This window comes from Sphingomonas sp. R-74633, from assembly GCF_013416555.1.
Lineage (GTDB): Bacteria > Pseudomonadota > Alphaproteobacteria > Sphingomonadales > Sphingomonadaceae > Sphingomonas.
Genome location: NZ_JACCFG010000006.1, coordinates 191,002 through 213,422 on the forward strand (window position 1 = coordinate 191,002; position 22,421 = coordinate 213,422).

The 22,421-nt window shown below is 65.9% G+C and carries 21 protein-coding genes; 10 read left to right on the plus strand and 11 right to left on the minus strand.

The genetic code is table 11. The features are described from left to right. Positions 1-24: 24 nt before the first annotated feature. From HZY97_RS19585 to HZY97_RS19605, 5 genes are all read right to left on the minus strand, one after another. Positions 25-1,308, minus strand: a complete 1,284-nt coding sequence (locus HZY97_RS19585; RefSeq protein WP_373684447.1) for a pilus assembly protein CpaE — start codon at positions 1,306-1,308, stop codon at positions 25-27. Continuing rightward, positions 1,305-1,925, minus strand: a complete 621-nt coding sequence (locus HZY97_RS19590) for a CpaD family pilus assembly lipoprotein (protein WP_180147775.1) — start codon at positions 1,923-1,925, stop codon at positions 1,305-1,307. Before HZY97_RS19590 ends, HZY97_RS19585 begins: the two co-directional genes overlap by 4 nt. Before the next feature lie 22 nt (positions 1,926-1,947). After that, entirely contained in the window at positions 1,948-3,669 is a 1,722-nt protein-coding gene (locus HZY97_RS19595) for a type II and III secretion system protein family protein (RefSeq protein WP_257215184.1), read from the minus strand. Position 3,670: 1 nt separating this feature from the next. Then, entirely contained in the window at positions 3,671-4,702 is a 1,032-nt protein-coding gene (gene cpaB / locus HZY97_RS19600) for a Flp pilus assembly protein CpaB (protein ID WP_180147776.1), read from the minus strand. A gap of 62 nt (positions 4,703-4,764) precedes the next feature. Continuing rightward, positions 4,765-5,241: a prepilin peptidase gene (locus tag HZY97_RS19605; protein ID WP_180147777.1), complete on the minus strand. Its 477-nt coding sequence runs from the start codon at positions 5,239-5,241 to the stop codon at positions 4,765-4,767. 49 nt (positions 5,242-5,290) lie between these two features. On the opposite strand from HZY97_RS19605, the gene HZY97_RS19610 reads away from it, so the two are divergent. From HZY97_RS19610 to HZY97_RS19625, 4 genes are all read left to right on the plus strand, one after another. Further along, complete coding sequence (locus HZY97_RS19610) at positions 5,291-6,235, plus strand: alpha/beta fold hydrolase (RefSeq protein ID WP_180147778.1); 945 nt, start codon at positions 5,291-5,293, stop codon at positions 6,233-6,235. Next, positions 6,235-7,308: an FAD-binding oxidoreductase gene (locus HZY97_RS19615; protein WP_180147779.1), complete on the plus strand. Its 1,074-nt coding sequence runs from the start codon at positions 6,235-6,237 to the stop codon at positions 7,306-7,308. The genes HZY97_RS19610 and HZY97_RS19615 overlap by 1 nt, the downstream gene beginning before the upstream one ends. Positions 7,309-7,388: 80 nt before the next feature. Beyond that, on the plus strand, positions 7,389-7,682 hold the full coding sequence (locus HZY97_RS19620; RefSeq protein WP_180147780.1) for a hypothetical protein: 294 nt from the start codon (positions 7,389-7,391) through the stop codon (positions 7,680-7,682). Between the two features lie 56 nt (positions 7,683-7,738). Beyond that, on the plus strand, positions 7,739-7,912 hold the full coding sequence (locus tag HZY97_RS19625) for a DUF1508 domain-containing protein (protein ID WP_180147781.1): 174 nt from the start codon (positions 7,739-7,741) through the stop codon (positions 7,910-7,912). 46 nt (positions 7,913-7,958) lie between these two features. Here HZY97_RS19625 and HZY97_RS19630 read toward each other — a convergent pair whose 3' ends face one another. Continuing rightward, complete coding sequence (locus HZY97_RS19630) at positions 7,959-8,420, minus strand: hypothetical protein (protein ID WP_180147782.1); 462 nt, start codon at positions 8,418-8,420, stop codon at positions 7,959-7,961. Between the two features lie 352 nt (positions 8,421-8,772). After that, the gene (manD, locus tag HZY97_RS19635) at positions 8,773-9,984 is read right to left on the minus strand and encodes a D-mannonate dehydratase ManD (protein WP_180147783.1); all 1,212 of its coding nucleotides are present in this window, start codon (positions 9,982-9,984) and stop codon (positions 8,773-8,775) included. 87 nt (positions 9,985-10,071) lie between these two features. On the opposite strand from manD, the gene HZY97_RS19640 reads away from it, so the two are divergent. From HZY97_RS19640 to HZY97_RS19655, 4 genes are all read left to right on the plus strand, one after another. Beyond that, positions 10,072-10,842, plus strand: coding sequence for a FadR/GntR family transcriptional regulator (locus HZY97_RS19640; protein ID WP_180147784.1), 771 nt, complete (start codon positions 10,072-10,074; stop codon positions 10,840-10,842). Between the two features lie 83 nt (positions 10,843-10,925). Continuing rightward, positions 10,926-12,809, plus strand: a complete 1,884-nt coding sequence (locus HZY97_RS19645) for a hypothetical protein (RefSeq protein ID WP_180147785.1) — start codon at positions 10,926-10,928, stop codon at positions 12,807-12,809. Between the two features lie 119 nt (positions 12,810-12,928). Then, positions 12,929-15,862: a TonB-dependent receptor gene (locus tag HZY97_RS19650; protein WP_180147786.1), complete on the plus strand. Its 2,934-nt coding sequence runs from the start codon at positions 12,929-12,931 to the stop codon at positions 15,860-15,862. 17 nt (positions 15,863-15,879) lie between these two features. Continuing rightward, complete coding sequence (locus tag HZY97_RS19655) at positions 15,880-17,160, plus strand: alginate lyase family protein (protein WP_180147787.1); 1,281 nt, start codon at positions 15,880-15,882, stop codon at positions 17,158-17,160. A gap of 37 nt (positions 17,161-17,197) precedes the next feature. Here HZY97_RS19655 and HZY97_RS19660 read toward each other — a convergent pair whose 3' ends face one another. From HZY97_RS19660 to HZY97_RS19670, 3 genes are all read right to left on the minus strand, one after another. Continuing rightward, positions 17,198-17,800: a hypothetical protein gene (locus HZY97_RS19660; protein WP_180147788.1), complete on the minus strand. Its 603-nt coding sequence runs from the start codon at positions 17,798-17,800 to the stop codon at positions 17,198-17,200. Between the two features lie 83 nt (positions 17,801-17,883). Beyond that, positions 17,884-18,825 carry a DUF4861 family protein gene (locus tag HZY97_RS19665; protein WP_180147789.1) on the minus strand — a complete coding sequence of 314 codons (942 nt, stop codon included), beginning with the start codon at positions 18,823-18,825 and terminating at the stop codon, positions 17,884-17,886. Positions 18,826-18,833: 8 nt separating this feature from the next. After that, positions 18,834-20,009, minus strand: coding sequence for a glycoside hydrolase family 105 protein (locus HZY97_RS19670; protein WP_180147790.1), 1,176 nt, complete (start codon positions 20,007-20,009; stop codon positions 18,834-18,836). A 206-nt stretch (positions 20,010-20,215) separates the two neighbouring features. On the opposite strand from HZY97_RS19670, the gene HZY97_RS19675 reads away from it, so the two are divergent. Both HZY97_RS19675 and HZY97_RS19680 read left to right on the plus strand, forming a co-directional pair. After that, positions 20,216-20,626, plus strand: a complete 411-nt coding sequence (locus HZY97_RS19675; protein ID WP_180147791.1) for a thioesterase family protein — start codon at positions 20,216-20,218, stop codon at positions 20,624-20,626. A gap of 40 nt (positions 20,627-20,666) precedes the next feature. Next, positions 20,667-21,020, plus strand: coding sequence for an STAS/SEC14 domain-containing protein (locus HZY97_RS19680; protein WP_180147792.1), 354 nt, complete (start codon positions 20,667-20,669; stop codon positions 21,018-21,020). On the opposite strand, the gene HZY97_RS19685 is transcribed toward HZY97_RS19680, so the two are convergent. Further along, a complete protein-coding gene (locus HZY97_RS19685; RefSeq protein WP_373684448.1) occupies positions 21,017-22,375 on the minus strand; it encodes a 50S ribosomal protein L11 methyltransferase in 1,359 nt (452 codons plus the stop codon). The two genes, HZY97_RS19680 and HZY97_RS19685, sit on opposite strands and share 4 nt — an antisense overlap. Between the last annotated feature and the right edge of the window lie 46 nt (positions 22,376-22,421).

Consider the following 22,421-nt stretch of genomic DNA (forward strand, 5'->3'; position numbering starts at 1 on the left):
GTGCGCAGCCTAGCCGCGCAATGGTTACTTCTTTGCCTTGGCGGGCATCTTGCCCTTGAACTTGTCGAACAGCGAACCGCTGCCCTTCCCAACCTTTGCCTTGCTCTTGGGCGCGGCTTCGTCGGCGCCCGAATCGGCGATACCGGCGATGCGCGCGGCGAGGTCGGCGAGTGCGGACAGCCCCTTGTTGCCCTTGCCGACTTCGGCGAGCGGCTTGCCGAGCTTGGCCGACTGCGACGCGACCTTGGCGTCATAGGAGAGCAGGAAATCGATCTTGCGCTCGATCGAGCCCTCAAAGTCCTTGCGGCTGATCTCGAGCACCGCCGCCTGCTGGATCTTGTTGGCGACGACGATGACCTGGGTCTGCGGCGCGTTCGACTTGAACCAGCTGAGGATGCGGATTGCGTCGCGGGCGGCGGCGAGCGTCAGCTCGGTCACCAGCACCGCCACCTGCACGTCGGTGATCAGATGCGGATGGTTGACCAGCATCGAGCGCGGCAGATCGACCACGGTGCACTCGAAGGCAGTGCGGATCTCTTCCTGCAGCTGATAGAAGGCCGCGCCATCCGTCATGATCGGCGAATGGATCGGCGCTTCGGCGCTGAGCACGGAAAGGCGGTCCGAAGCGCGCACCATCGCGCGTTCGATGAATAGCCCGTCGATGCGGCTCGGATTCTCGATCGCGTCGGTCAGGCCGCGGCCCGGCTCGAGGTCGAGCGCGAGCGCGCCGGTGCCGAAATGCACGTCGAGGTCGAGCAGTGCCGTGGTGCGTCCCTGCTTCTCGCCCATCAGCCAGGCGAGCGACGTCGCGATCGTCGAGGCGCCGGCCCCGCCGCGCGTGCCGATCACCGCCACCGCGCAATGCGGATGGTCGGCCGAGGCCTCGGCGAGCTTGGGCGCGTTGAGCAAAGTCTGCGCCTGGGCGAAGGCATCGCGCAGCGCATCCGGGTTCAGCGGCTTGAGCAGATAGTCATGGATGCCGCTCGCGACGAGGTCGCGGTACAGGCGCACATCGTTCACCTGGCCCGACGCGATCACGACGGTGCCCGGCTCGCAGACTTCGGCGAGCGCGTTGATGTCGTTCAGCGGGTCGCCGCTCTCCGAGAGATCGACGAACAGGATGTTCGGGCTGGCCGAGACCGACAGGGTCTGGACTGCGTTGCGCAGGCCGCCCTTGTTGACCTTTTCGGGGCTCCAGCCGAGCTCGACGGCGATCGGGCGCAGCGTCTCCGCCGTCGTCTCGTCGCAGACAAAGGCCACGAAAGGATCGCGATGCCCGGTACGGGCGGGATTGAAGGGCGCGTTCACTTGGGTGCCTCCGCATTGACCTTGCTGCCGCCGGCGCCCGTGGGTGCGGCCGCACGATAGGCACCGACTGCCTTGGCGCTCGTTATCGGATCGGCGGTGGGCGAGCCCGGCGCACCGCGGACGAGATCGGCCGGATCGGCGATCATCGCGGCGAGGTTGCTGTTGGACGCGCAGCCATAGTTCGAGCTGGTGCTCGCCTCGAACGTGTATTCGGCGGGGCGCGAATTGTCGGGGCAGCCCGCCACGCTCGCGGCCATCCGGGTGACCACGACGCGGATCGTGCCTGGGGCGATCTGCCCGGCGGTCACCGGCGCGCGATCGGCGAGGAGCAGGCCGTAGCGGCCGGCCTCGGCGGCGACTTCGTCGCGGCCGGTGGTGCCGGCGGCGCCGTCGTCGATCGCAACGCGATCCCCGTAGCGCAGGCCCATCGCGGACATCCAGCCGGCAAGGCGCTGGCTCTCGCCCGCCGCCAGGCCATAGCCCGTGGTCTGCAGGTCGAGGACATAGTCGCTGCGCTGGACGACCGGCTGGTGCACCGATTCGAGGCCGCCATTATAGGTACCGCAGCCAGCGAGCAGCAAAGCTGGGACGAGCAGGGGAGTGAAGCGCGGAAGCACGGGCGATCTCCTCGTCAGACGATCAGTTGCCGAAGCCGGGGGCAACGGAGCCACCCTTCTTCGTCTTGCGGTTGTTCTGGTTCGGCATCGCCTGGACGGGCGCTGCCGGCTGGGGCGTGGCCGGAGCCGGCGCGAAGGCACCCACCGAGGGCTGACCGTTCGCCGGCGCCATGCTCGGCTTGGGACGCTCGCCGCCGTTGCCGCCGTCGAGCTTGCCCATCAGGATGCGGTCAAAGTCGTTCGGCGCCTTGTAGCCGTCGGTCGGCAGCACGATCTGGTTCGCGTTGACCGGCTTCACCAGATACGGGGTGATCACGATCACCAGTTCGGTCTCGTTGCGCTGGAAGCCGTTCGAACGGAACAGCGCACCCAGGATCGGCACGTCGCCAAGGCCCGGCGTCTTGCTGATCGAGTTGTTCTGCGAATTCTGCAGCAGGCCGCCGATCACCATGCTCTCGCCCGAACCGAGCTCGACCGTGGTCTCGCTGCGGCGCGTGCTGAGCGCGGGGATGGTGACGCCGTTGAGCTGCACCGCGCCGGCCGAAGTCAGCTGCGACACTTCCGGGCGGACACGGAGCGAAATCCGGCCGTCCGACAGCACCGTCGGCGTGAATGCCAGGCTGATGCCGTACTGCTTGTACTCGACGGTGGTGGTGCCCAGGCCCTGTGCGATCGGGATCGGGATCTCGCCGCCGGCCAGGAAGTTCGCCGTCTCGCCCGACTGGGCGGTCAGGTTCGGATTGGCCAGCGTGGTCACCTGGCCGATCGTCTCGCCGAGGTCGATCGCCGACAGGACGTCGAGGCCGAACAGCTTGCCGGCCAGCGCCGCGGTGGCGTTGTCCGAGCCGCGGGTGATGTCGGCGATGCCCTGCGCACGCGGATTGATGAACTGGCCGGTGACCGGATCATAGGCGCCCGAGACGGTCGCGCCGTCGATCACCTTGGTCGCGGTCGGATATTGCGCCAGGGCCGAGTCGGTATAGGCGCCGGGGTTGCGGCCCTGTGCCAGGCCGAACTGGAAGCCGCCGGTGCCGTCCTTGGTGGCGAAATTCACGCCGACATTCTTGACGAAGCTGCGGCTCACTTCGGCGAACTTCACCTGGAGCTGCACCTGGAGCGGCGTCGCCATCTTCAGGCGGTTGATCACGCCGATCTTGAGCTGCGCGGCGGGATCGTTGACGTTCACGCCCGGGTTGAGCAGGCCGGTGACCAGGCGCTGCGCCTGCTCGCTGTCCTGCGGCGACTTCACGATGCCGTTGAGCACGGCGATCTGGCCGACCGTGGTCACCTGGATGTCCGCATCGGGCATCGCGACCTTGATCATGCGATCGATCGACGTGATGTTCTGCGCCACGCGGATATTGGTGGCGAACACCACCTGGCCCGACGCGGTTGCCGCGAACACAGTCGCTTCGCCGAATTCCTTGCCGAACAGATGGATCTGGCGCGGATTGTTGACATAGACGTCCGCCACCGTCGGGTTCGACGTCCACACGCTGGCGACATTGGCCGGCAGCGTGATCAGCTCGCCCTGGCCGATCGACAGCAGGATCTCGCTGGTCGGGCGCTGGGTGCCGGGCGGCAGCGGGGCCACGCCCACAGTGGTGGGGCGTTCGGTGACGCGCTGGGACTGGGGCTTGGCCTTGTGCCGGGTGGTCTGGGCGTAGCCGGCCACCGGCGCACCGACCATCGCGGTCGACACGGCACAGGCCAGCGTGCGCTTCAGAAGAAGCATGCGGTTCATCTTAATTCTTCCCCCCCAGAGGAACAGCGGTCTCGGCATTGCCGCGAACGATGGTGACGACCGGGCCGCGCGAGATGTTCGCGCCCGGGTAATTGCCTGCAGGTGCGGCAGCAGGCGCCGCCGCGGCGGGCTCGGCTGCCTTGGCCGGCACCGTGCTGCGCTGGAAGCGCGACACGTCGGCGCCGGTGGCGAAGGAAGTCGCGCCGGCGTCCTGCGGGCGCGCCGCCACCTTGGCGATCATTTCCTTTTCCTTCTTCGGATCGCCGTCGGCCGGAACGTTCACGTCCCCGCTGGCAATGGCGTCCTCGAGCTCGCCCTGGTTGTCGGCGATCGAGCGCAGCGACAGCGACAGCGAGCCGATGGTCTGCGCGACTGCGATCTTCTCGGCGATCTTGGGCGTCGCCTCGACGGTCACGTTCGAATAGGTCGTGACGATCGTGTTGCCCTTGTCGTCGGTGGTCTTGTCGGTCTTCTGGTCGGTGGCGAGCACGCGCAGGTTGCGCAGCACCGTCTCCGACGCCTTGAGCGCGGGACCATCGCCGCCGCCGGCAACCGACTGGGTAAGGATCAGGTCGACCCGGTCGCCCGGGAAGACGAAGCCGGCCACGGCGCTCTGCGCCGAGACGGGCACGGTGACGGCGCGCATGCCGGGTCCGAGCGCTGCGGCTAGGAAGCCGCGGTCGCCGGGCTTCACCAGCGCGCCCTGGGTCACCGGCTGGCCGGCCGGGATCGGGAAGCGCACCACGGTGCCGACCAGCTTGGCCGGATCCGATTCGCTCTTCACATAATAGGCGCCCTCGACCAGTTCCTTGGGCCAGGGGCGGAATTCCAGCGCCTGGGCATCGAGGATGGTGCCCACCGGCAGCTCGCGCTTCGCGACGAGCACCTCGGTGGTGTTCTGTGGCTGCACCGACATCGGCACGGCACCCGCCTGAGGCGCCGAGGCCCCAGACATCATGCTGCGCGCCATGAACGCGGTGATGGCGGCCACGACGAGCGCACCGACGAGCAGGATCAGCTTGCGTGCATCCATTTCGCTATTCCCAAGCCTTCTCAAAAAAACGTCGGCGATGTGGTTGCGCCAGCGTTAATTATTCACCCGAACTGGTTAAAAATCGGTTCGCGAAGAACCAGTAGCGCTGCGATTGCGATGGCCACGCCATAAGGGATTTCCACAGGGTCCCCCTTGGCGGTGCGTCGCAGCTTCTTGTCGATCACCATGATGAGCGTGAGCGCGCCGCCGATCAGCGACATGAGCACGAGCATCCAGACGAGCGGCTGCACCGGCAGCCACAGGGCGAGCGCCCCGATCATCTTGACGTCGCCGCCGCCCATCTGCCCCAGCGCGAACGCGCCGAGGAAAAAGGCGAAGACGAGCGCCGCGACGCCGGCCTGCACCGCAACGTCCGGCCAGATGGCCAGCCCGTTCGCCCACCACCAGAGCGGCGCCATCAATGCGATGGCGGCGTTCTTCCAGTTGGCGATCTCACGGGTGCGCGCGTCCTGGATGCCCGCCGAAACGAGCAGCAGCGCGAGCGCAACGAGCAGCAAAGTGATGAACAGGCCCCCCATAGAACCAAAGTTCTAGACGGGACGGCTTATCAAAACGTAACCAAGCGCCATGGGTGAAAACACGGATATCCGCCGCACCATTCCCGCCGGGGCCAAAGTCCATTATTGGGGGACGCCCGACGGCTGGCATCTGCGTGCCTTCGCCTGGCCCGCCGAGACTGCGACGCCGCGCGGCTCGATCCTCTTCCAGGGCGGGCGAGGCGACATTTTCGAGAAGTATCTGGAGGTGTTCCACCACTGGCACGAACAGGGCTGGACGATCACCTCGTTCGACTGGCGCGGCCAGGGCGGCTCGGGCCGGCTCACCTCGCGGCCGCATTGCGGCGACATCGACAGCTTCGATACCTTCATCGCCGATCTGCGCGCCTTTTATGCCGATTGGGAAAGCGCGACTCCGGGCCCGCATGTCGTGATCGGCCATTCGATGGGCGGCCATCTGATCCTGCGCGGACTGGTCGAAGGGGCGATTCGCCCCGATGCGGCAGTGATCGTCGCGCCGATGCTCGGCGTGAAGAGCGCATTGGGGCCCTTCGCCGAGCGCGCCGCGCGCATCCTGGGCGGCGCGGGCGACAGCACGCGTCCGGCGTGGAAGAGCAACGAGAAGCCCTACACCACCGAAACCCGCGCCAACCTGCTCACCCATGACCAGGCGCGCTATTCGGACGAGATCTACTGGCAGCAGCACAATCCCGAGATCGTCACCGGCCCGCCGAGCTGGCGCTGGCTGATCGAGGGGTTCAAATCGATGCGCGAGCTGGCGAAGAATCCGAAGCTCCGGAAGATGCCCGTGCCGGTGCTCGCTTTGGTCGCCAAGGCGGACGGGCTGGTCGATGCCAAGGCCGCGCTGCGGATCATCCCCAAGCTGCCCGATGCCCGCATCGTCGCCTTTGGCAAGGAAAGCGCGCACGAGATCCTGCGTGAGGAAGACAAGGTCCGTAACCGCGCGATCGGCGAGATCGACCTGTTCCTCGCGGCGCGCGCCCAGCGGCGCTGATGGTCTATGACGTAGCGATCGTGGGTGCCGGCATCGCCGGCGCCAGCCTCGCGGCCGAGATCGCGCCGCATGCGCGCGTGCTGATGCTCGAGGCGGAGGAACGCGCCGGCTATCACGCCACCGGCCGCTCGGCCGCCTTCTGGTCCGAAAGCTATGGCGGCCCGGCGATCCAGCCGCTCACCACTGCATCAGGGCCGGCGCTGCGCCGCTATATGGAGCCGATGGGCTCGATCCATATCGGCCGCGCCGACGAGGCTGGGGCGATCGATGCCTTCCTCGCCGAGTTTCAGGGCACTGGCGTCGAGCTGCGTGCCGTCGATCCCCAGGCGATGATCCCGGGCCTGCGCCCCGAATGGACGCTCGGCGTGCTCGAGCCGAGCTGCGAATATATCGATGTCGGCGCGCTGCACGGCGACATGCTGGCTGCGGCGAAGCGGGCAGGGGCGGAACTCCGCACCGATGCCGGCCTGCTCTCCGCCCGCCGAGAGAACGGTATCTGGAAGATCGAGACGCGCGCTGGCGCGTTCGAGGCGGCGGTGCTGGTCAATGCCGCCGGCGCCTGGGCCGATCCGGTGGCGCAGATGGCCGGCGTCGCGCCGCTCGGCATCACCCCTTATCGCCGCACGATCATGCAGCTCAAGACCGATCCGGCGCCCGCGCTCGGCACCCCGATGGTCGCGCATATCGGCGGCGGCTTCTACTGGAAGCCCGAGGCGGGCGGGCGGATCTGGCTCAGCCCGCATGACGAGATCGAGACCCCGCCCTGCGACGCCCAGCCCGAGGATATCGACGTGGCCACGGCGATCGACCGGTTCGAGCATGTCGTCGACTGGCGGGTCGAGAAGCTCGAGCATAAATGGGCGGGCCTCAGGACCTTCGCCCCCGATCGCCTGCCGGTCTATGGCTTCGATACCGAGGCGCCCGGCTTCTTCTGGTGCGCGGGGCAGGGGGGCTTCGGCATCCAGACCGCGCCGGCTGCGGCGCTGCTCGCCGCCGCGCTGCTGCTCGGCACTGCGCCCGATCCGTCGGTGGCGGGCATCGATCCCGCGCTTTACGCGCCGGGGCGGTTCTGAGCCGGCTCGGCAGGGACCTGATCGCGCGGGACAACAGCCTCCCGCAGAACCTGCTCGGCGCCTTCACGCTGCTGCTCCTGGTGCCGCTGATCGTGGCGGGTGCGGTCCTCGCGTTCCTGATGCGGCCCTTCACCAAACCGGCTGGGCGTTCCGCCGGGGAAGTCGCCCGCTACCTGCGCGATTTCCGCGACGGCACCGGCGAGGAATGGGACTTTGACGATTTTCTCGGCGAGCGGATCGCCGATCCGCGCCTCGAATCGATCCGCAAGCGTGCGGTTGGGCTGGAGGATGTGCACGATCCCGATGCTCTCGCCGCGCTGATCGCCGAAGCCGAAGTGATTGCCGCGCACGACGAACGCCCGGCGGAGGACTAACGCCCGGCACGAAACCGGCCTAGCCTGCACGTTCCGGAAGGCAGGGAGTTGGGCTCATGGCGCACAAGTTCGTGATCGAGCAGAACAAGTCCGGCGATTATGTCGCCAAGTTCAAATACAACGCCGAAGTGATTTTCTGGACCGAGGGCTATTCGAGCAAGGCCGCGGCAAAGAACGCGATCGAATCGATCCTCAAGAACGGCCCCGGCGCACCGGTCGAAGAGGGCTGAGCGGCTATTTCGAATTCCGGCACTGATCGACGAACTGGGCGATCACCTAGTGGTCCTCGTCGTGGAGCACCACGGGGACCGTCTTGCCGGGGTTGAGCAGCGATACGCCGCCTCCACGGCCCATCTGCCGGAAATTCTTGTCGTCCTTGGCGAGGCGGATGGTCATGTCCCAGCCCTTGAACGCGTTGGGCACAGCCTTGGCGGCGTGCATCTCCGGCTCGGCGTCATTGTCGACGAAGAGCGACATCCACGCCGCGCCCGGCGTAACCTTTGCACCGGGGGTGTCGGGGATATCCTTCCCGGTCCGTATGTCCGTCAGGCCGGTTATTCCGAACTGAGTGGCCTTCACGTCACGCGCGCCGCATTCGAAGAGGTAGAGCTCCGTATAGGCGAGTTGCAGCCCGTGGTCGGGCGTCGCCGCGATCAGGCGCCATCCGCTCTCGCTCGCCGCCACGGGCTGGACGAGCGCCAGGCAGAGGCCGAGCCCCAGGATCGTAGATGTCTTCATGCCCCGCTCCCCCGACATTGCGCCTCGGCATGCTAGGAGCAGGGGCCGGCGGGTCAAGCCGGCCACGCACATTGGGACCGGCCGCAGGAATAGCTGCGACGCCACGTCCCTCGTGGCTTGCAATGTAGGATTTCGTCTGTTTGGCTTCCCGGCCGGCTTCACCGCCGACCGCTCTTTGAATCTGTAGGAAAAATAGGATCCCGTGCACGCAAGAATGTTGCGAGTTGCGCGCCGTTTCCCCGAACAGTGTCAACCTAAGCGCAGCGAAAACCGGCCTTTGGCGGGCACTTTATAGACTTTGGCGAGTCGCCGGAGCGCGGGGGTGTAGGAAGGCCCCGCGCCCCGTACGAGCTCACCAGTTGAACATCGTCCCGTCCTCGAGCCGGTTCACCGGCAGATAGGCGCGCTTATATTCGTACTTCGCGGCCAGGACCTCGTCGATGTCCACGCCCAGGCCCGGCTTGTTGCCCGGGTGCATCAGGCCGTCCTTGAGGCTGTAGGCGTGCGGGAACACCGCGTCGGTCTCCTCGGAATGGCGCATATATTCCTGGATGCCGAAATTGGGGATCGACAGTCCGAAGTTGAGCGCCGCCGCCATCGACACCGGCGACAGGTCGGTCGCGCCGTGGCAACCGGTGCGGACCTGGTAGAGATCGGCCAGCATCGCGATCCGGCGCAGATGGGTGATGCCGCCGGCATGCACCACAGTCGCGCGGATATAGTCGATCAGCTGCTCCTCGATCAGCTGCTTGGCATCCCAGATCGAATTGAAGATCTCGCCCACCGCCAGCGGGGTGGTGGTGTTCTGGCGGATCAGGCGGAAGCCGGCCTGGTTCTCGGCCGGAGTCGCGTCCTCGAGCCAGAACAGGCGGTAGGGCTCGAGGTCCTTGCCCAGCCGGCCTGCCTCCACCGGGGTCAGGCGGTGATGGACGTCATGGAGCAGGTTGATGTCCCAGCCGAGCGCGTCGCGCGCCTTCTGGAAGAGCTCGGGCACGAAGCGCATATATTTGGACGTGCACCACTGCGATTCCTCGGGCAGCGCGCCCTTGGCCGGTTCGTAATAGAAGCGCTCGCCCGACACGCCATAGGTGGTTGCCATGCCCGGCACGCCGGACTGGAGGCGAACCGCCTTATAGCCCTGCTCCAGATATTCGTGGGCGCGCTCGATCGTCTCGCTGATGTCCGATCCATTGGCATGGCCATAGACCATGCAGCCTTCGCGCGCCGCGCCGCCGAGCAGCTGGTAGACCGGCATGTTGGCCAGCTTGCCCTTGATGTCCCACAGCGCCATGTCGACTGCGGCGATCGCAGTCATCGTCACCGGGCCGCGGCGCCAGTACGCGCCCTTGTAGAGATATTGCCAGATGTCCTCGATGCTGTGCGCGTCGCGGCCGATCAGGCAGGGGATGACGTGATCGGTCAGGTAGCTCGCCACCGCCAGCTCGCGACCATTGAGCGTCGCGTCGCCAAGGCCGTATACGCCCTCGTCGGTTTCGATCTTCAGCGTTACGAAGTTGCGGCCGGGGCGCGTCACGATGACACGGGCGGCAGTGATACGTGGCAAAACAGAACCCCCTGAAAGTGGTCAGGCCAATATCCACTTGTATGACCTATCGTGTCAACCTACGAGACTGTGTATGACGAGGACGCAATGAAGATCACCGGCAACAAGCTGTATCAGCGCGTCGCGGCCTCGATCACCGAGGCCATCGAGGGTGGGCGCTGGTCGCCCGGTTCGCGGCTCCCCGGCGAGCGCGACCTGGCGGAGGAATATAAGGTCAGCCGCCCGACCATCCGCGAGGCGATGATCGCGCTCGAGATGAAGGGCTGGATCGAGGCGCGTCACGGCTCCGGGCTCTATGTCACCAAGCGCGATCACGGCAGCGGCGAGCGCGCCGATGCGCTCAACTTCGACGTCGGCGCCTTCGACCTCACCGAGGCGCGCATCCTGTTCGAAGGCGAGGCGGTTGCTCTGGCCGCGGTGTCGATCACCGACGAGCAGATCGCGGAGCTCGAAGGACTTCTGGTCGAGATGGCCGCCGACGACTCGAACGAGCCGTCGGTGATGGATGCCGATCACCGCTTCCACCTCGCCATCGCCAATGCGACCGGGAACGCGGCGATCCGTAGCGTGGTCGACTATCTCTGGGACCTGCGCGTCAATTCGCCGCTTGCCGCCAACATGTTCGCCCGCGCCAAGCGCGGCGGCATCACCCCGCGGGTGGAGGAGCATCGCCCGATTCTCGATGCGCTGAAGTCGCACGACCCGCACGCCGCGCGTAACGCGATGCGCCGGCACCTGCGCGGCGTGGTCGACGATCTGCTCGAAGCCACCGAACTGGAGGCAATGGAGCGCGCGCGCAACGAGATCGAGACGCGCCGTGACAGCGTCGCGCGGCGGCTGAAGATCGGATCGGCCTGATTGTCCGCCCAGTCACCCGAGAGGGTGGCTTGACACCGATTACCTGAATGTTGAAATTGGCCTGACCAAAAGGAGAGGCCAAGTTGAACATTGTCCCGCGTGCGCGCCTGCTCGGCGCCGCCGCCAGCCTCGCATTGCTCATCGGGCCCGAAACGGCGCTGGCCCAGCCGGCCACGCCCGCCCCGCACGGCCCGGTCTATCTCACCGCGCCGCCGATGGACGCTACGATCGAGGACCGGCTGATGCCGCAACTCGCCGCGCTCCTCCACCAGCTGCTGCGCGAGAAACGGGCGATGCGGCTCGACGGCGTGCCGGTATTCGAGAGCGGCGACAAGTTCCTGCCGGGCAAGATCGCCTCGGGCCTCCATTATCTCCTGCTCGACACCCCGCGCAGCGACCCGAAGCTCGCCACCTATCTCGCCGGCTACCGCGATATTGCCGACCTGACGATCGACGATCCCAACGATACCTGGGGCATTTATTATTACATCTCTGCGCTCTACGCGCTGAAAAAGGCCGGTCTGCTCGACGAAGCAGTGCGCCCCGAAACGCTGGCGAAGCTGCGCGCGAAGCTCGACTGGCGCAGCTTTGTCGAGCCCGGTTCGCTCAAGCTGCTCCACGATCTGCCCAACAATTATTACGGCGTCGCCTTCAGCGTCGCCCGCCTGCGCTACCTGCTCGGCTGGGAAGATGAGAGCGCGTCCAAGGCGCTGCTCGACCGGATGATCGCGCATTACCGCACCTATTCGGGCAAGTTCGGCTTCGCCGACGAGACCGAGGGCCATGGCCGCTTCGATCGCTATTCGGTCCTGCTGATCGGCGAGATCGCCCAGCGCTTCATCGAGACCGGCATGATGCCCGATCCGCAGGTGAAGCGCTGGCTGCGCATGTCGGCCGACCTGATGCTCGACCGTGCCAGCCTGACCGGCGAGGGCTGGGAATATGGCCGCAGCATCGGCACCTATGGCGAGACCGCTTTCCTCGAAGTGCTCACCGCCGCGGCCAGGCTCGATGTGCTGACGCCAAGGGAGCGCGACATGGCCTACGCGCTCTCGTCGCGCATTGCGGCGCGCTATGCCGATTTCTGGCTCAGCCCGGCGACAGGCTCGGTGAACCTGTGGGACAATGGCCGCCGCACCGATGGGTATCGGGGCAAGCACCGGATTCTCGGCGAGAATCTCAGCCTTGCCCGCCAATATATCTACACCAACGCGCTGTGGAACGGCTTGGGCTACAAGCGTGCCGCGCCCTCGCCGGACTATGCGGCCTGGCTGAAGACTCGCATGACCAGCCTCACCTGGTTTGCCCATGGCGACTATGACCGCGCGCTGCTCACGATGCGCGACGGCAGCCATGTCATCGGCCTGCCGATCATCAGCGGCGCCGAAGACCAGCACATGCATAATCCCTATTTCCCGATCCCCTTCTCGCCGGGGATGCTCCAGGGATCGGCCGATGCGGAATTCCCCCAGCTCACGCCGCGCTTCGCGCTGGCCGACGGCAGCGTGCTGATGCCGCTCGCCTGGTTCAAGGGCGTGAAATGGAAGGGTGAAGGCCGCAACATGACGATCGGCTGGCGCCAGGATGCGATGGACCGGATGGGCCAGAACGCGCCGGTCCTCGACAAGCGCATCAGCGTGGCCACCCGCTATGACTTCGCGCCCGGCAGGATTACCCGCACCGATACCTATCGCGCGGTCAAGCCGGTGGATCTCGGTGAAGTGACCATGGAGTTCGCCAGCTTCTCGGGCGAGGCGCGCAGTACCGGATCTGGCGCCGTTGCGTTCGGGGCAGGGGAGGTCACCGGCTTCACGGCCACTGGCTATGACGGCTGCACCGTTGGCCCGGCTGAGGGCAAGGCCTATCGCGCGCCCACCGGCGCCTTCGCGTCGCTGGTCCGCTGCCGAATCGGCGCGAGGCGGCTTGCTGCGCCGCTCATTTTGACCTGGACGCTCAGCTACAAGTGACGACAGTTACGACCCAGAGCAACTGCGCTGGCCAATTGGGTTGACACCGGTGCCAAATTGGCCTTACCAAGCAGCCTGACCCGGAAACCGGGCATAAAAGATACCGATGGGGAGAGTACATGCCTGGGATCGTTTTTTCCGCTTTCGGACGTAATTCGCTGCGTCTTGCGCTGCTGGCATCCGTCTGTGCGGTCGCGCCGGCCTATGCGCAGACCGCGGAGCCCGCGCCCGATTCGGCACAGGCCGATCCCGCCCAGACGACGCCCGAGGAAGGCGCCATCATCGTCACTGGCGCGCGTGCCGAGCAGCGCAGCTCGATCGACGTGAAGCGCAACGCCGACGTGATCCTCGATGGCATCGTCAATGACGAGATCGGCGCGCTGCCCGACAATAGCGTGGGCGATACGCTGGAGCGCATCACCGGCGTCTCGGCCGATCGCTTCAAGGGAAATGCCAACGAGCTTTCGGTGCGCGGCCTCGGACCGACGCTGAGCTTCTCCACCTTCAACGGCCGTGAAGTCTCGACCGCGGGTGCCGACCGCTCGGTGGCCTTCCAGCAATTCCCCTCGGAGCTGGTCAACGGCGTCATCGTCTACAAGACCCAGCGCGCCGACTTCCTCGAAGGCGGCATCGGCGGCGTGATCGAGCTCAAGTCGATGCGCCCGCTCGACTATGGCAAGTCGCGCCTCCAGGCGGAGATCCGCGGCACCTATCTGCCCAAGGACGACGCGATCATCGGCCGTGACGGTCTGGGCTACCGCGCCAATGTCAGCTTGGTGGAGCAGTTCCACACCGGCATCGGCGAGTTCGGCATCGCCATCGGCTATCAGCGCCAGGACGTTGCCGCGCCGGAAGACTATTACAACGGCAACTCGGCCTTCGTGCCCTGCAACACCTCTGCGACCAACGGCACGCTGGCCACCGGCACCACCGCCGTCCTCAACGCTGCCGGCGCCAACTCCAACTGCGTCGTCGGCACCGCGCCGCGCACCGGCATCGGCGAGACCATCGGCACCACTTATTACACCACCCAGTCGCGCAGCTTCCGTCAGCAGAACACCCGTGAGCTGCGCAACGCCGTGATCGGCGCGCTCCAGTGGCGCCCGGCGCCCAATCTCGACATCGCGATCGACGGCCAATGGTCGAAGCGTGAATCGACCGAGAACCGCAACATCCTGGCGATTGCCGAAGGCCTGCGCGGCGTGAAGCCGATCATCATCGGCGACGGGACCAACGGCTTCAGCGAAGGCGCGCTGGTCAAGTACAGCGGCAACTCGAACATCGAGAACCAGCTCGAGCTGCGCGAACGCGACGAGCGCTACAAGGGCGGCGGCGCCACCATCACCTGGCGGCCGGGCAATTTCACCCTCACCGCCGATGGCAGCTTCTCGGACTCGCACCGCACCGAGACGCAGAAGGCTACCCGCATGCGCTCCACCACGCGCGTCGGCTATGAGCTGGACTATTCGGAGAGCCCGATCGTCCCGCGCGTCACCTTCTTCAATTTCGACGTGAACGATCCGGCGGCCTTCGGCGCCAACGCCAACACCGCGGTCTACGCGCGCAACCGCTTTGTCACCGATCGCAAGGACAATATCTGGGCGGGCCGCTTCGACGGCGAATATAAGTTCGAGGGCGACGGCTTCCTCACTTCGATCAAGGCGGGCGGCCGCTATTCCGAGCACCAGCGCCAGCTCGACAACAACCGCAACAACGATGTGAACACGATCCTGCCCTATGGCGGCATGACCGTGGCGCAGATCATCGGCAACGCGAACGCAAATTGCCGCCGCGGCTTCCCGACTACCGAATATTTCCCGACGACCAGCACCAACCTGACCAGCTGGGCGACCTTCGACAACCAGTGCCTCTACAAGGCATTCACCGGCTCGGATGCGCTGCCGCTGCCGGCCGAGAGCCGCGATCCCAGCGACCTCGACGTGACCGAGAAGATCACGGCCGCCTACGCGATGGCCAATTTCCGCGGCGACCTGGGCGACACGGGGTTCAGCGGCAACATTGGTCTTCGCTATGTGAAGACCAACATCACCTCGCTTGGTTATCGCCTGCCCTACAAGGTGACGATCGATACCGCGTCGGACAATTACACCGTCGCCGCCGATCCCGCCGGTACGATCCAGACGGACACGCTGAAGGGCGAGTATCAATATTGGCTGCCCAGCCTCAACGTGTCGTTCAACCTGTCGGACAAGGTCAAGCTGCGCGCCGCGGGCTATCGCGCGCTGTCGCGCTCGCCGATCGAGAGCTTCGGTGCCGGCATCGCGCTCAATCCGCAGGCCAGCGGCACGGGCTCGTCGAACATCATCTTCAACCCGACCAGTGGCAATCCGAACCTGAAGCCGATGCGCGCCTGGAATGCGGATCTCAGCCTGGAATTCTATCCGAGCCGCGACACGCTCTTTTCGGTGGCGGGCTATTACAAGTGGCTGCGCGGTGCGGTGATCTCGCGCTCGGCAGGCATTCCGACGACGATCGCCGTCACCACCGTGGTCGATGGCGGCGCGCCCACCCAGGCGAACTACAACGTCAATGTCATCGCGCCGGCCAACGATCCCGACATGCGCCATCTCTACGGCGTCGAGTTCACCGGCAGCCACAATTTCTCCTGGCTGCCCGGCATCCTCAGCGGGTTCGGTGTCAACGGCTCGCTCAATATCGCCTGGGCGAATTTCCAGTATCCCGATACCTCGACGCTGGCTGCCTATCTTGATCCGGAGAACCTGATCGGCCTGTCCAAATATGTCGCCAACGGCACGGTCTATTGGGAGAAGAAGGGGCTCTCGTTCCGCGCGATGTATCGCTACCGCTCGCACTACTACAAGCCGAACGGCGGCACGAACCGCGGCGTGCAGGATGCCGGCTACCTCAACCTGTCTGCCCAGTATGACGTGACCAGGAACGTCCAGCTCAAGCTGCAGGCGCTCAACATCACCAACACCAAGGATGTGTTCTACAAGGGCGGCTATGACTCGATCGCCGAAGTGAGCGAAAGCGGGCCGCAATATTATTTCGGCGTCCGGATCCGCTACTGATCGAGAGGAAGCACCCGATGCGCCGTCGTACCCTTACCCTCTTCGTCCTGGCTGCGGCGCTTGCGCCGCAGGCTGCCTCCCATGCCGGGATCGCCTCCCCTGGCCACATTACCCAGCAGCCGGTCTGCTCGGGCGCGGAAGGCTATTCCGCGTCCTTCGGCGGACGCAGGACCTTTTTCTTGGCGCCGGACGCGATGCTGCGGCTCAAGGCCGCGATCCAGACTGATCCGGCGGCGAAAGCGGCCTATGACGCGCTGATCGCCCGCGCCGAAAGGGCGATGGCGCGCTCGCTCTACACGGTGGTCGACAAGAAGGCGGCGCCGCCCTCGCGCGATCCGCACGACTATCTCAGCCTCGCGCCCTATTGGTGGCCGGACCCGAGCAAGCCGGGCGGCGTGCCCTACATGCGCAAGGACGGCGAGATCAATCCGGACCGCAACACCGACAAGTTCGACGTGACCGATCTGGAGGGGATGAGCTCGGACGTCGAGAGGCTGAGCCTCGCCTATTTCTTCTCGGACAACCCGCGCTACGCCGGCCGCGCGGCGAGCCTGGTGCGCACCTGGTTCCTCACGCCTGCGACGCGGATGAACCCGAACATGAACTATGCCCAGGCCGTGCCCGGGCGCGAGGAGGGCCGCGCCGAGGGCGTGCTCGATACCTCGCGGCTCGAGCGCGTGGTCGAGGGCATCGGGCTGATCGGCCCCGCGGGCAAGCTCACCGCGGACGAACAGAAGGGCCTGGAGAAGTGGTTCTCCGACTATCTCGACTGGATGCAGGTCAGCAAGAACGGCAAGGCGGAGAATGCCGCAAAGAACAACCACGGCATGTGGTTCGACGCACAGACCGCGCAATTCGCTCTGTTTGCCCGGCGGCCGGAGATGACGAAGGCCGTCGCGGAAGCGTTCGGCAAGAAGCGCATCTCGCCGCAGGTCACCCCCGAGGGCAAGCTGCCGCTCGAGCTCGCCCGCACGCGCAGCCTGCACTATTCGATCTACGCGCTGTTCGCCGCTTTTGACGTGGCGGACATGGCCAAGTGCGTCGGCGTTGATGTGTGGAACTATGCCGATGGCGGCAAGAGCCTGAAGACCGCCACCGATTTCCTGAAGCCCTATTATCGCAAGGTCGAAACCTGGCCGCTGCCCGAGCTGCGCCAGCAGCCCGAAGAGCTCGACGAACTGCTGCGCCGCGCGCGGGGAGCGTGGGGGGACGGCTATCCGATGGCGCCCGAGACCGAGCTGAAGCGCTATTTCGGCACCGCACCGGGTCCGAGCGAGCCGAACAAGACGGCGAACTGATATATTCCTCTCCCGGCGCGTCCCGGGGGAGGGTGCCTCAGAGTGGCTTTCCATCCTTGTCGAGCATCTCCATCCGATAGGAGCAGCCGTACAAGGTCTTGCCCGGATGCGTGGTGACATTGGAGATGCTGCGCGTCACGGTCATGTGCGTGCCGAAGGCCTCGCCGTCACCGGCCTTCTCGGTCTCGTCCTTGACGACGCGCTCGCCCAGGAACTTGCGGAATTTGATCTCCGCCTCGGCGCGCCTCGCGCCTTCAGGGCCAAGGCTCTCGAGCAAAGGCGCCGGATCCATCGCATTCTTGATGTTCTCGCCGCGCGCGATCGTCTCGGGATCCGCTACATCGAGGATCGCCAGGATCGCATCGGCGGTGAAGGCGATCCGCCGGGTGCGATAGGCGCCCGCGACCACGATATCGGCCGGCAGCATATATTCGCGCATGAAGGGGTTCGCCGACGCGACTTCTTTCCAATGCCGCGCCCGGGCAATGCCTTCCGGCCCATCCACCGCCAGCGCGAACCCGGTATATTCGGGCACCGAGAGGCGACAGTCGATCGCATCGATTTCGCGGACCTGCGACGGGTCGCTGGCCTCCTGCGGGAGCGTAAGGGCGAGAGCGGAAAGCGCGAACAGGCTAAGCATTGCCGGTGCATAGCAGCCATCGGGCGGCTGGAATCTTATTTCTGGCTCCCCGGGGCCGAACCCCGGGGAGGAAGCTCACCCGATCATTTCGCCGGGCAGGTCTTCTGCGCCGAGCTCACCACGAAAGGCTTGCTCGCCAGCTCCGCCGCGGTGTCGTCCAGCCATTTACGGAACTCACGCTCGGTCTTCGGCGCGCCTGGCTCCTGCACCCAGGCTGCACCAAAGGCGTAGCGGACATTCCGCGGATCGCAGAACTGGACATAGAGCGACTTGCCGTCATTCCCCGTCGCGACAGCCTCGTCCGCCGGATAGAATAGCGCGATACCCAGATCGTCATGCGCGAGGCTCTGCTGGCCCCAGGTTGCGAAATAGCGCCACTTACCGCGCTTCGGGCTCTCGATCTTCGTCACGCCTTCATGCAGCACCAGCCCGGCGACCATCGCCGGGACATTGCCGCTGACGCGCGCCTCGACCTGGGTCAGCCGCGAGCCCGCGAAGATCCGATAGGTGGTCGAGAGATCGGCCGGTCCGCCCTCGCCGGGGAAGCCGTTATTGGTCACCAGCACGGTCGCGGCACGATCGGTGTTGAACACGCGCGCGCTGATCTTCGCCTTGCCGAGCTGCGTCGCCACGCCGCCGCGCAGCACGCCGATCCCGCCCATGCCGAGCGACTGGTCGACCTGGAAGATGTCCTGCCCCCAGTCGGCCATTGAGTGGTAATCGTCCTTGCCCATGCCGATCGTCGGCAACACGTTTCCGGGCAGCTTCTTGCCGTAGATATCGGGCACGTTGCGCTCGTCGAGGTACAGGCGATAGGCGACCTTGTCGCTCTCCCAGCCCGGGCCCTCCATCGCGACTTCTCCGTCATGGATCTTGTGATCGGCGGGCACGTCGAAGCGGTCGACCAGCTTGTAGCTGCCATCGGCCTGACGGACGTTGAGCGTCGCGAGCGGGGCGGGCGGGGCGCTGTCCTGCCCAGCGGCGATCAGGAGCGGCGCGGCGAGGAGCCAGAGGGCGTGCTTCATAGTCTTCCTTACCTCGTCAGATCGTACATTGCGGCGCCGGCGAGCAGATAGGCCCCGGTACCATAGAATTGCGCGTCCTCGGCCTTCACCACATCGGGCCGGTCGCTCACCTGCTGTACCCAGCCCAACATGCCATTTGGCTGAACGGCACGCTCGAGCGCGGCCCAACCCCTTGTAACTGCGGGAAGATAGGTCTTGCGATCGAGAAGACCAGCCTTGATGCCCCAGGCCATGCCATGGACGTAAAAACCGGTGCCGCTCGATTCATCGGTCGAGCGGTTGGGATCGGCGAGCAGCGAGGGCGGCCAGTAGCCATTGCCGCGCTGGAGCGTCACCAGCTTCGCCGCCATCTCCTTGAACAGCCCGACATAATAGGCGCGCCGCGGATCGCTGGCGGGTATCTCTGGGATCATCCTGGCGAGGCCGGAGAAAACCCAGCCGTTGCCGCGGCTCCAGAACAGCTTTTCGCCGTGCTGCCCGCGCTGATCAAAGAAGCGGCTGTCGCGGAAATAGAGATGCTCGGACTTGTCGAACAGATAGTCGGTGGTCGCGCGATATTCCCGGTCGGCGAAGTTGGCGTAGCGGCCATCCTTCGTGTCCTTGCTCAATGCCCAGAGCGTCGGCGGCGCCATGAACAGCGCGTCGCACCAGCACCAGCGGGTGGTGCAGGTCGGGTCGCCCGCGCCGGGGTCGGGCGCGGTGAACAGCAGGTCGTTGGTCTTGGGAGCGGCGAGGATCTTATCGAAATTCGCGCGCATCGGGGCGAGTGCCTCGGCCCCGGCGCCCTTGCGCGCTGCCCAGATCCAGGCGGCGCCGATGATGTGATCATCGGCATGATAAAGCCTGTCGCCCAGCTTCCAGCCTTCCTCGCGGCCCTTGGCGAAGATCGCGTCGGTGAAGCGCGGGCTCTTCGAGCGGTCGGCGACATTGGTCAGCGCCACCCAGAAGGTCGCCTGCTGCCAGTCGCGGGCGCGCTTGGTGCTCGGGCGCGCGGCGGGCATGTAGCTGAGGTCGTCGAGATGGCTGAGCTGCCAGTCGGCAACGCGCTCCATCGATGCCATCACCTGGGCGCGGCTGGGCAGGGCAGGGGCGGCAGCGTCGGCCGGCGCCACCGGGTGGGCGAGGCCGCTTCCCGAGATGGCAAGCGCGATTCCAGCCAGCGCGGCGGCAAGCTTCAGTTTCATTCGGTCATCCCCGTCATGCTACCGCTGTCATCGCGGCTATGCCCGAACGATGTTGGCCCGATGTGTCCAAGTCAAGTGGTAAGGCCAATTTGCGCGGGAGCGCCGGGACATAGTTGACGCTACGGCAACCGCGATTCCTTCGAAACCCACGGTTTTCCGGGGATTTTAGTCGCTTCGAAACCCGATTCGCCCTATGATGCTGGCTTATGTCCAGCACCGCGCTCCCCTATGAGTTTCCGATCGACGTCGCTAAGGACGATATCGACTTCATGGGGCATGTGAACAACGCCTCGTATCTGAAGTGGGTACAGGAGGCGGTGATCGCCCATTGGCAGGCGCTCGCGCCGGTCGAGGCAGTGGCCGAGCATCTCTGGGTCGCGCTCAAGCACGAGATCATCTACCGCAAGCCGGCGTTCCTTGAGGACGATGTGGTTGCCACCGTGCTGCTCGAAAAGGTCCAGGGGGCGCGCGCTTTCTACGAGACCGTGATCCGCCGCGGCGGCGAAGTGCTGGCCGAGGTCAAGTCGAGCTGGTGCTGCCTCGACGCCGAGACGCTCCGCCCGGCGCGGCTGGCGCGTGACGTGATCGACAAGTTCTTCGTCAAGGCCGAGGACTGACGGCGAGAGTCCGTTAACCTCTGGCTGCGAAAGCGGCCGGATGTATCGTGTATCCTTCCGTAAAGAGCTGAATCTGCTCGATATCGAGTGGCTCGCGATGTTCGAGCCTGATCGGGTAGGCGACTATGCCCGCCGCTTGCGTGACCAGTTCGATGCCGAGGGTTTCGTGCCCGGCTATCTCCTGCGCATGGACATGCGCCGCAGCGGCGTACAGGCGCAGGAAGCGGTCCGCGCCTTCCGCCGCCACTTCGCCGGCTTCCCGCAGGCAAGCCGAATCGCCATCGTCACCGAAAGCGCGATTGCCCGGATGCAGATCCGCCGCGAGATGACCCAGCCCTACCTGCGCATCTTCGACCGGGCCGAGAGTGCCCTTGGCTGGCTCCGACGCGACTAGGCGAGCGGCAACAGGATCAGCGTGATCCGGTCATGGCCGACTGCGATGTCGAGCGTCTCGCCCGCCACCACGTCGATCGGCTCGGGAAAGCTGTGCAGCACCTGGAGCCAGCCGCCGTCGGTGTAGCGATCGGGGTGATTGTCGAACGACACGCCTTCCGAGAGATCGATGTGCATCCACTGGACAATGCCGATGGCGCGCCCGCTCGCAGTGACGGGGATGCTGAGCCGGGCGAGCACGGCATCATGCTTCTTCTGCGTAAGGTCGAGGCGGACCAGTTCCAGATCGCCTGACAGCCGCTCCCAGGCGGTCATCGTGCCGTGGATCGGCAGGCGTTGCGGCGCGAAAGCCGTGAAGGCGGAGAGATCGAACCCCGAAACCGCGCCGACAAAGGCATAGTCGGCCAGGTTTTCGCTCGCCACCAGGCACCCCATCGCGCTTGCCGCGCGCGGGATCACGATGGCATCGGGCGCGAGCAGCCGGCGATGCGCGTCCTCGAACGTATCGAGCACCTTCTCGGTCAGCAGGTCGCTTGAGAGGATTTCGGAGACCAGGACGTCGGCGGGCGCGTCGAGTTCCGCGCCTATGGCGAGCTCGGTCGAAGGCTTGGCGTACACCGTGATGCGATCGGCATAGCCATTCTGCGCGACGATCTGCTGCGCCATCTCGGCGATCATCGGGTCCATCTCGCAGGCGACGACGTTTCGTGCCCCGGCGCGCGCGGCCATTAGCGACAACAGGCCGCTGCCCGCACCGATGTCGAGCACGCGCGCATCGGGACCGGTGGCGGCGATCGCGGCCTTGATGGCAGACTCGAACGCATCGTTGCGCGGCGCGTCGTTCATCATCGGGATGTGCCAGAAGGGCACCGATCCCGAGCCGAGCCGGCGGACCTGATGGCGCAGGTGCAGATTGTCGGGTTGCAGCGCGAGCGCGCGGCGGAAATGCTGGAGCGCCTCCAGATTTCGCCCCGCGTCGGCCAGCACCACGGCCAGGTTGCCGATGGCGATCGCATTGCCGGGATCGACGGCGCTGGCGTGTTCGAGGGCGGTGATCGCTTCGGCGGTGCGGCCGAGCCAGTGCAGCGTCAGCCCTTTTTCGTGCAGCGCCACGGCATGATCGGGCTCGATCGCGAGAAGCTGGTCCCAGGCGGTAAGGGCATCTTCGGGGCGCGTGAGCCGCCCGAGCAGGCCAGCGAGCAACGGCAGCACGTCGGCCGGGCGATAGCCCTGGGCCAGCACGGCACGATATCCGGCTTCGGCGCCTTCGAGATTCCCTTGTTCGTGCAGGGCCATCGCTTGGGCGAGCGCGGCACGGGCCTCGGTCAGGCGGTCATCGGAAACCGGATCGGTCACGTCGTCTTCCTAGAAAATCGGTAGCGCGGCGGGTTCGATAGGCCAA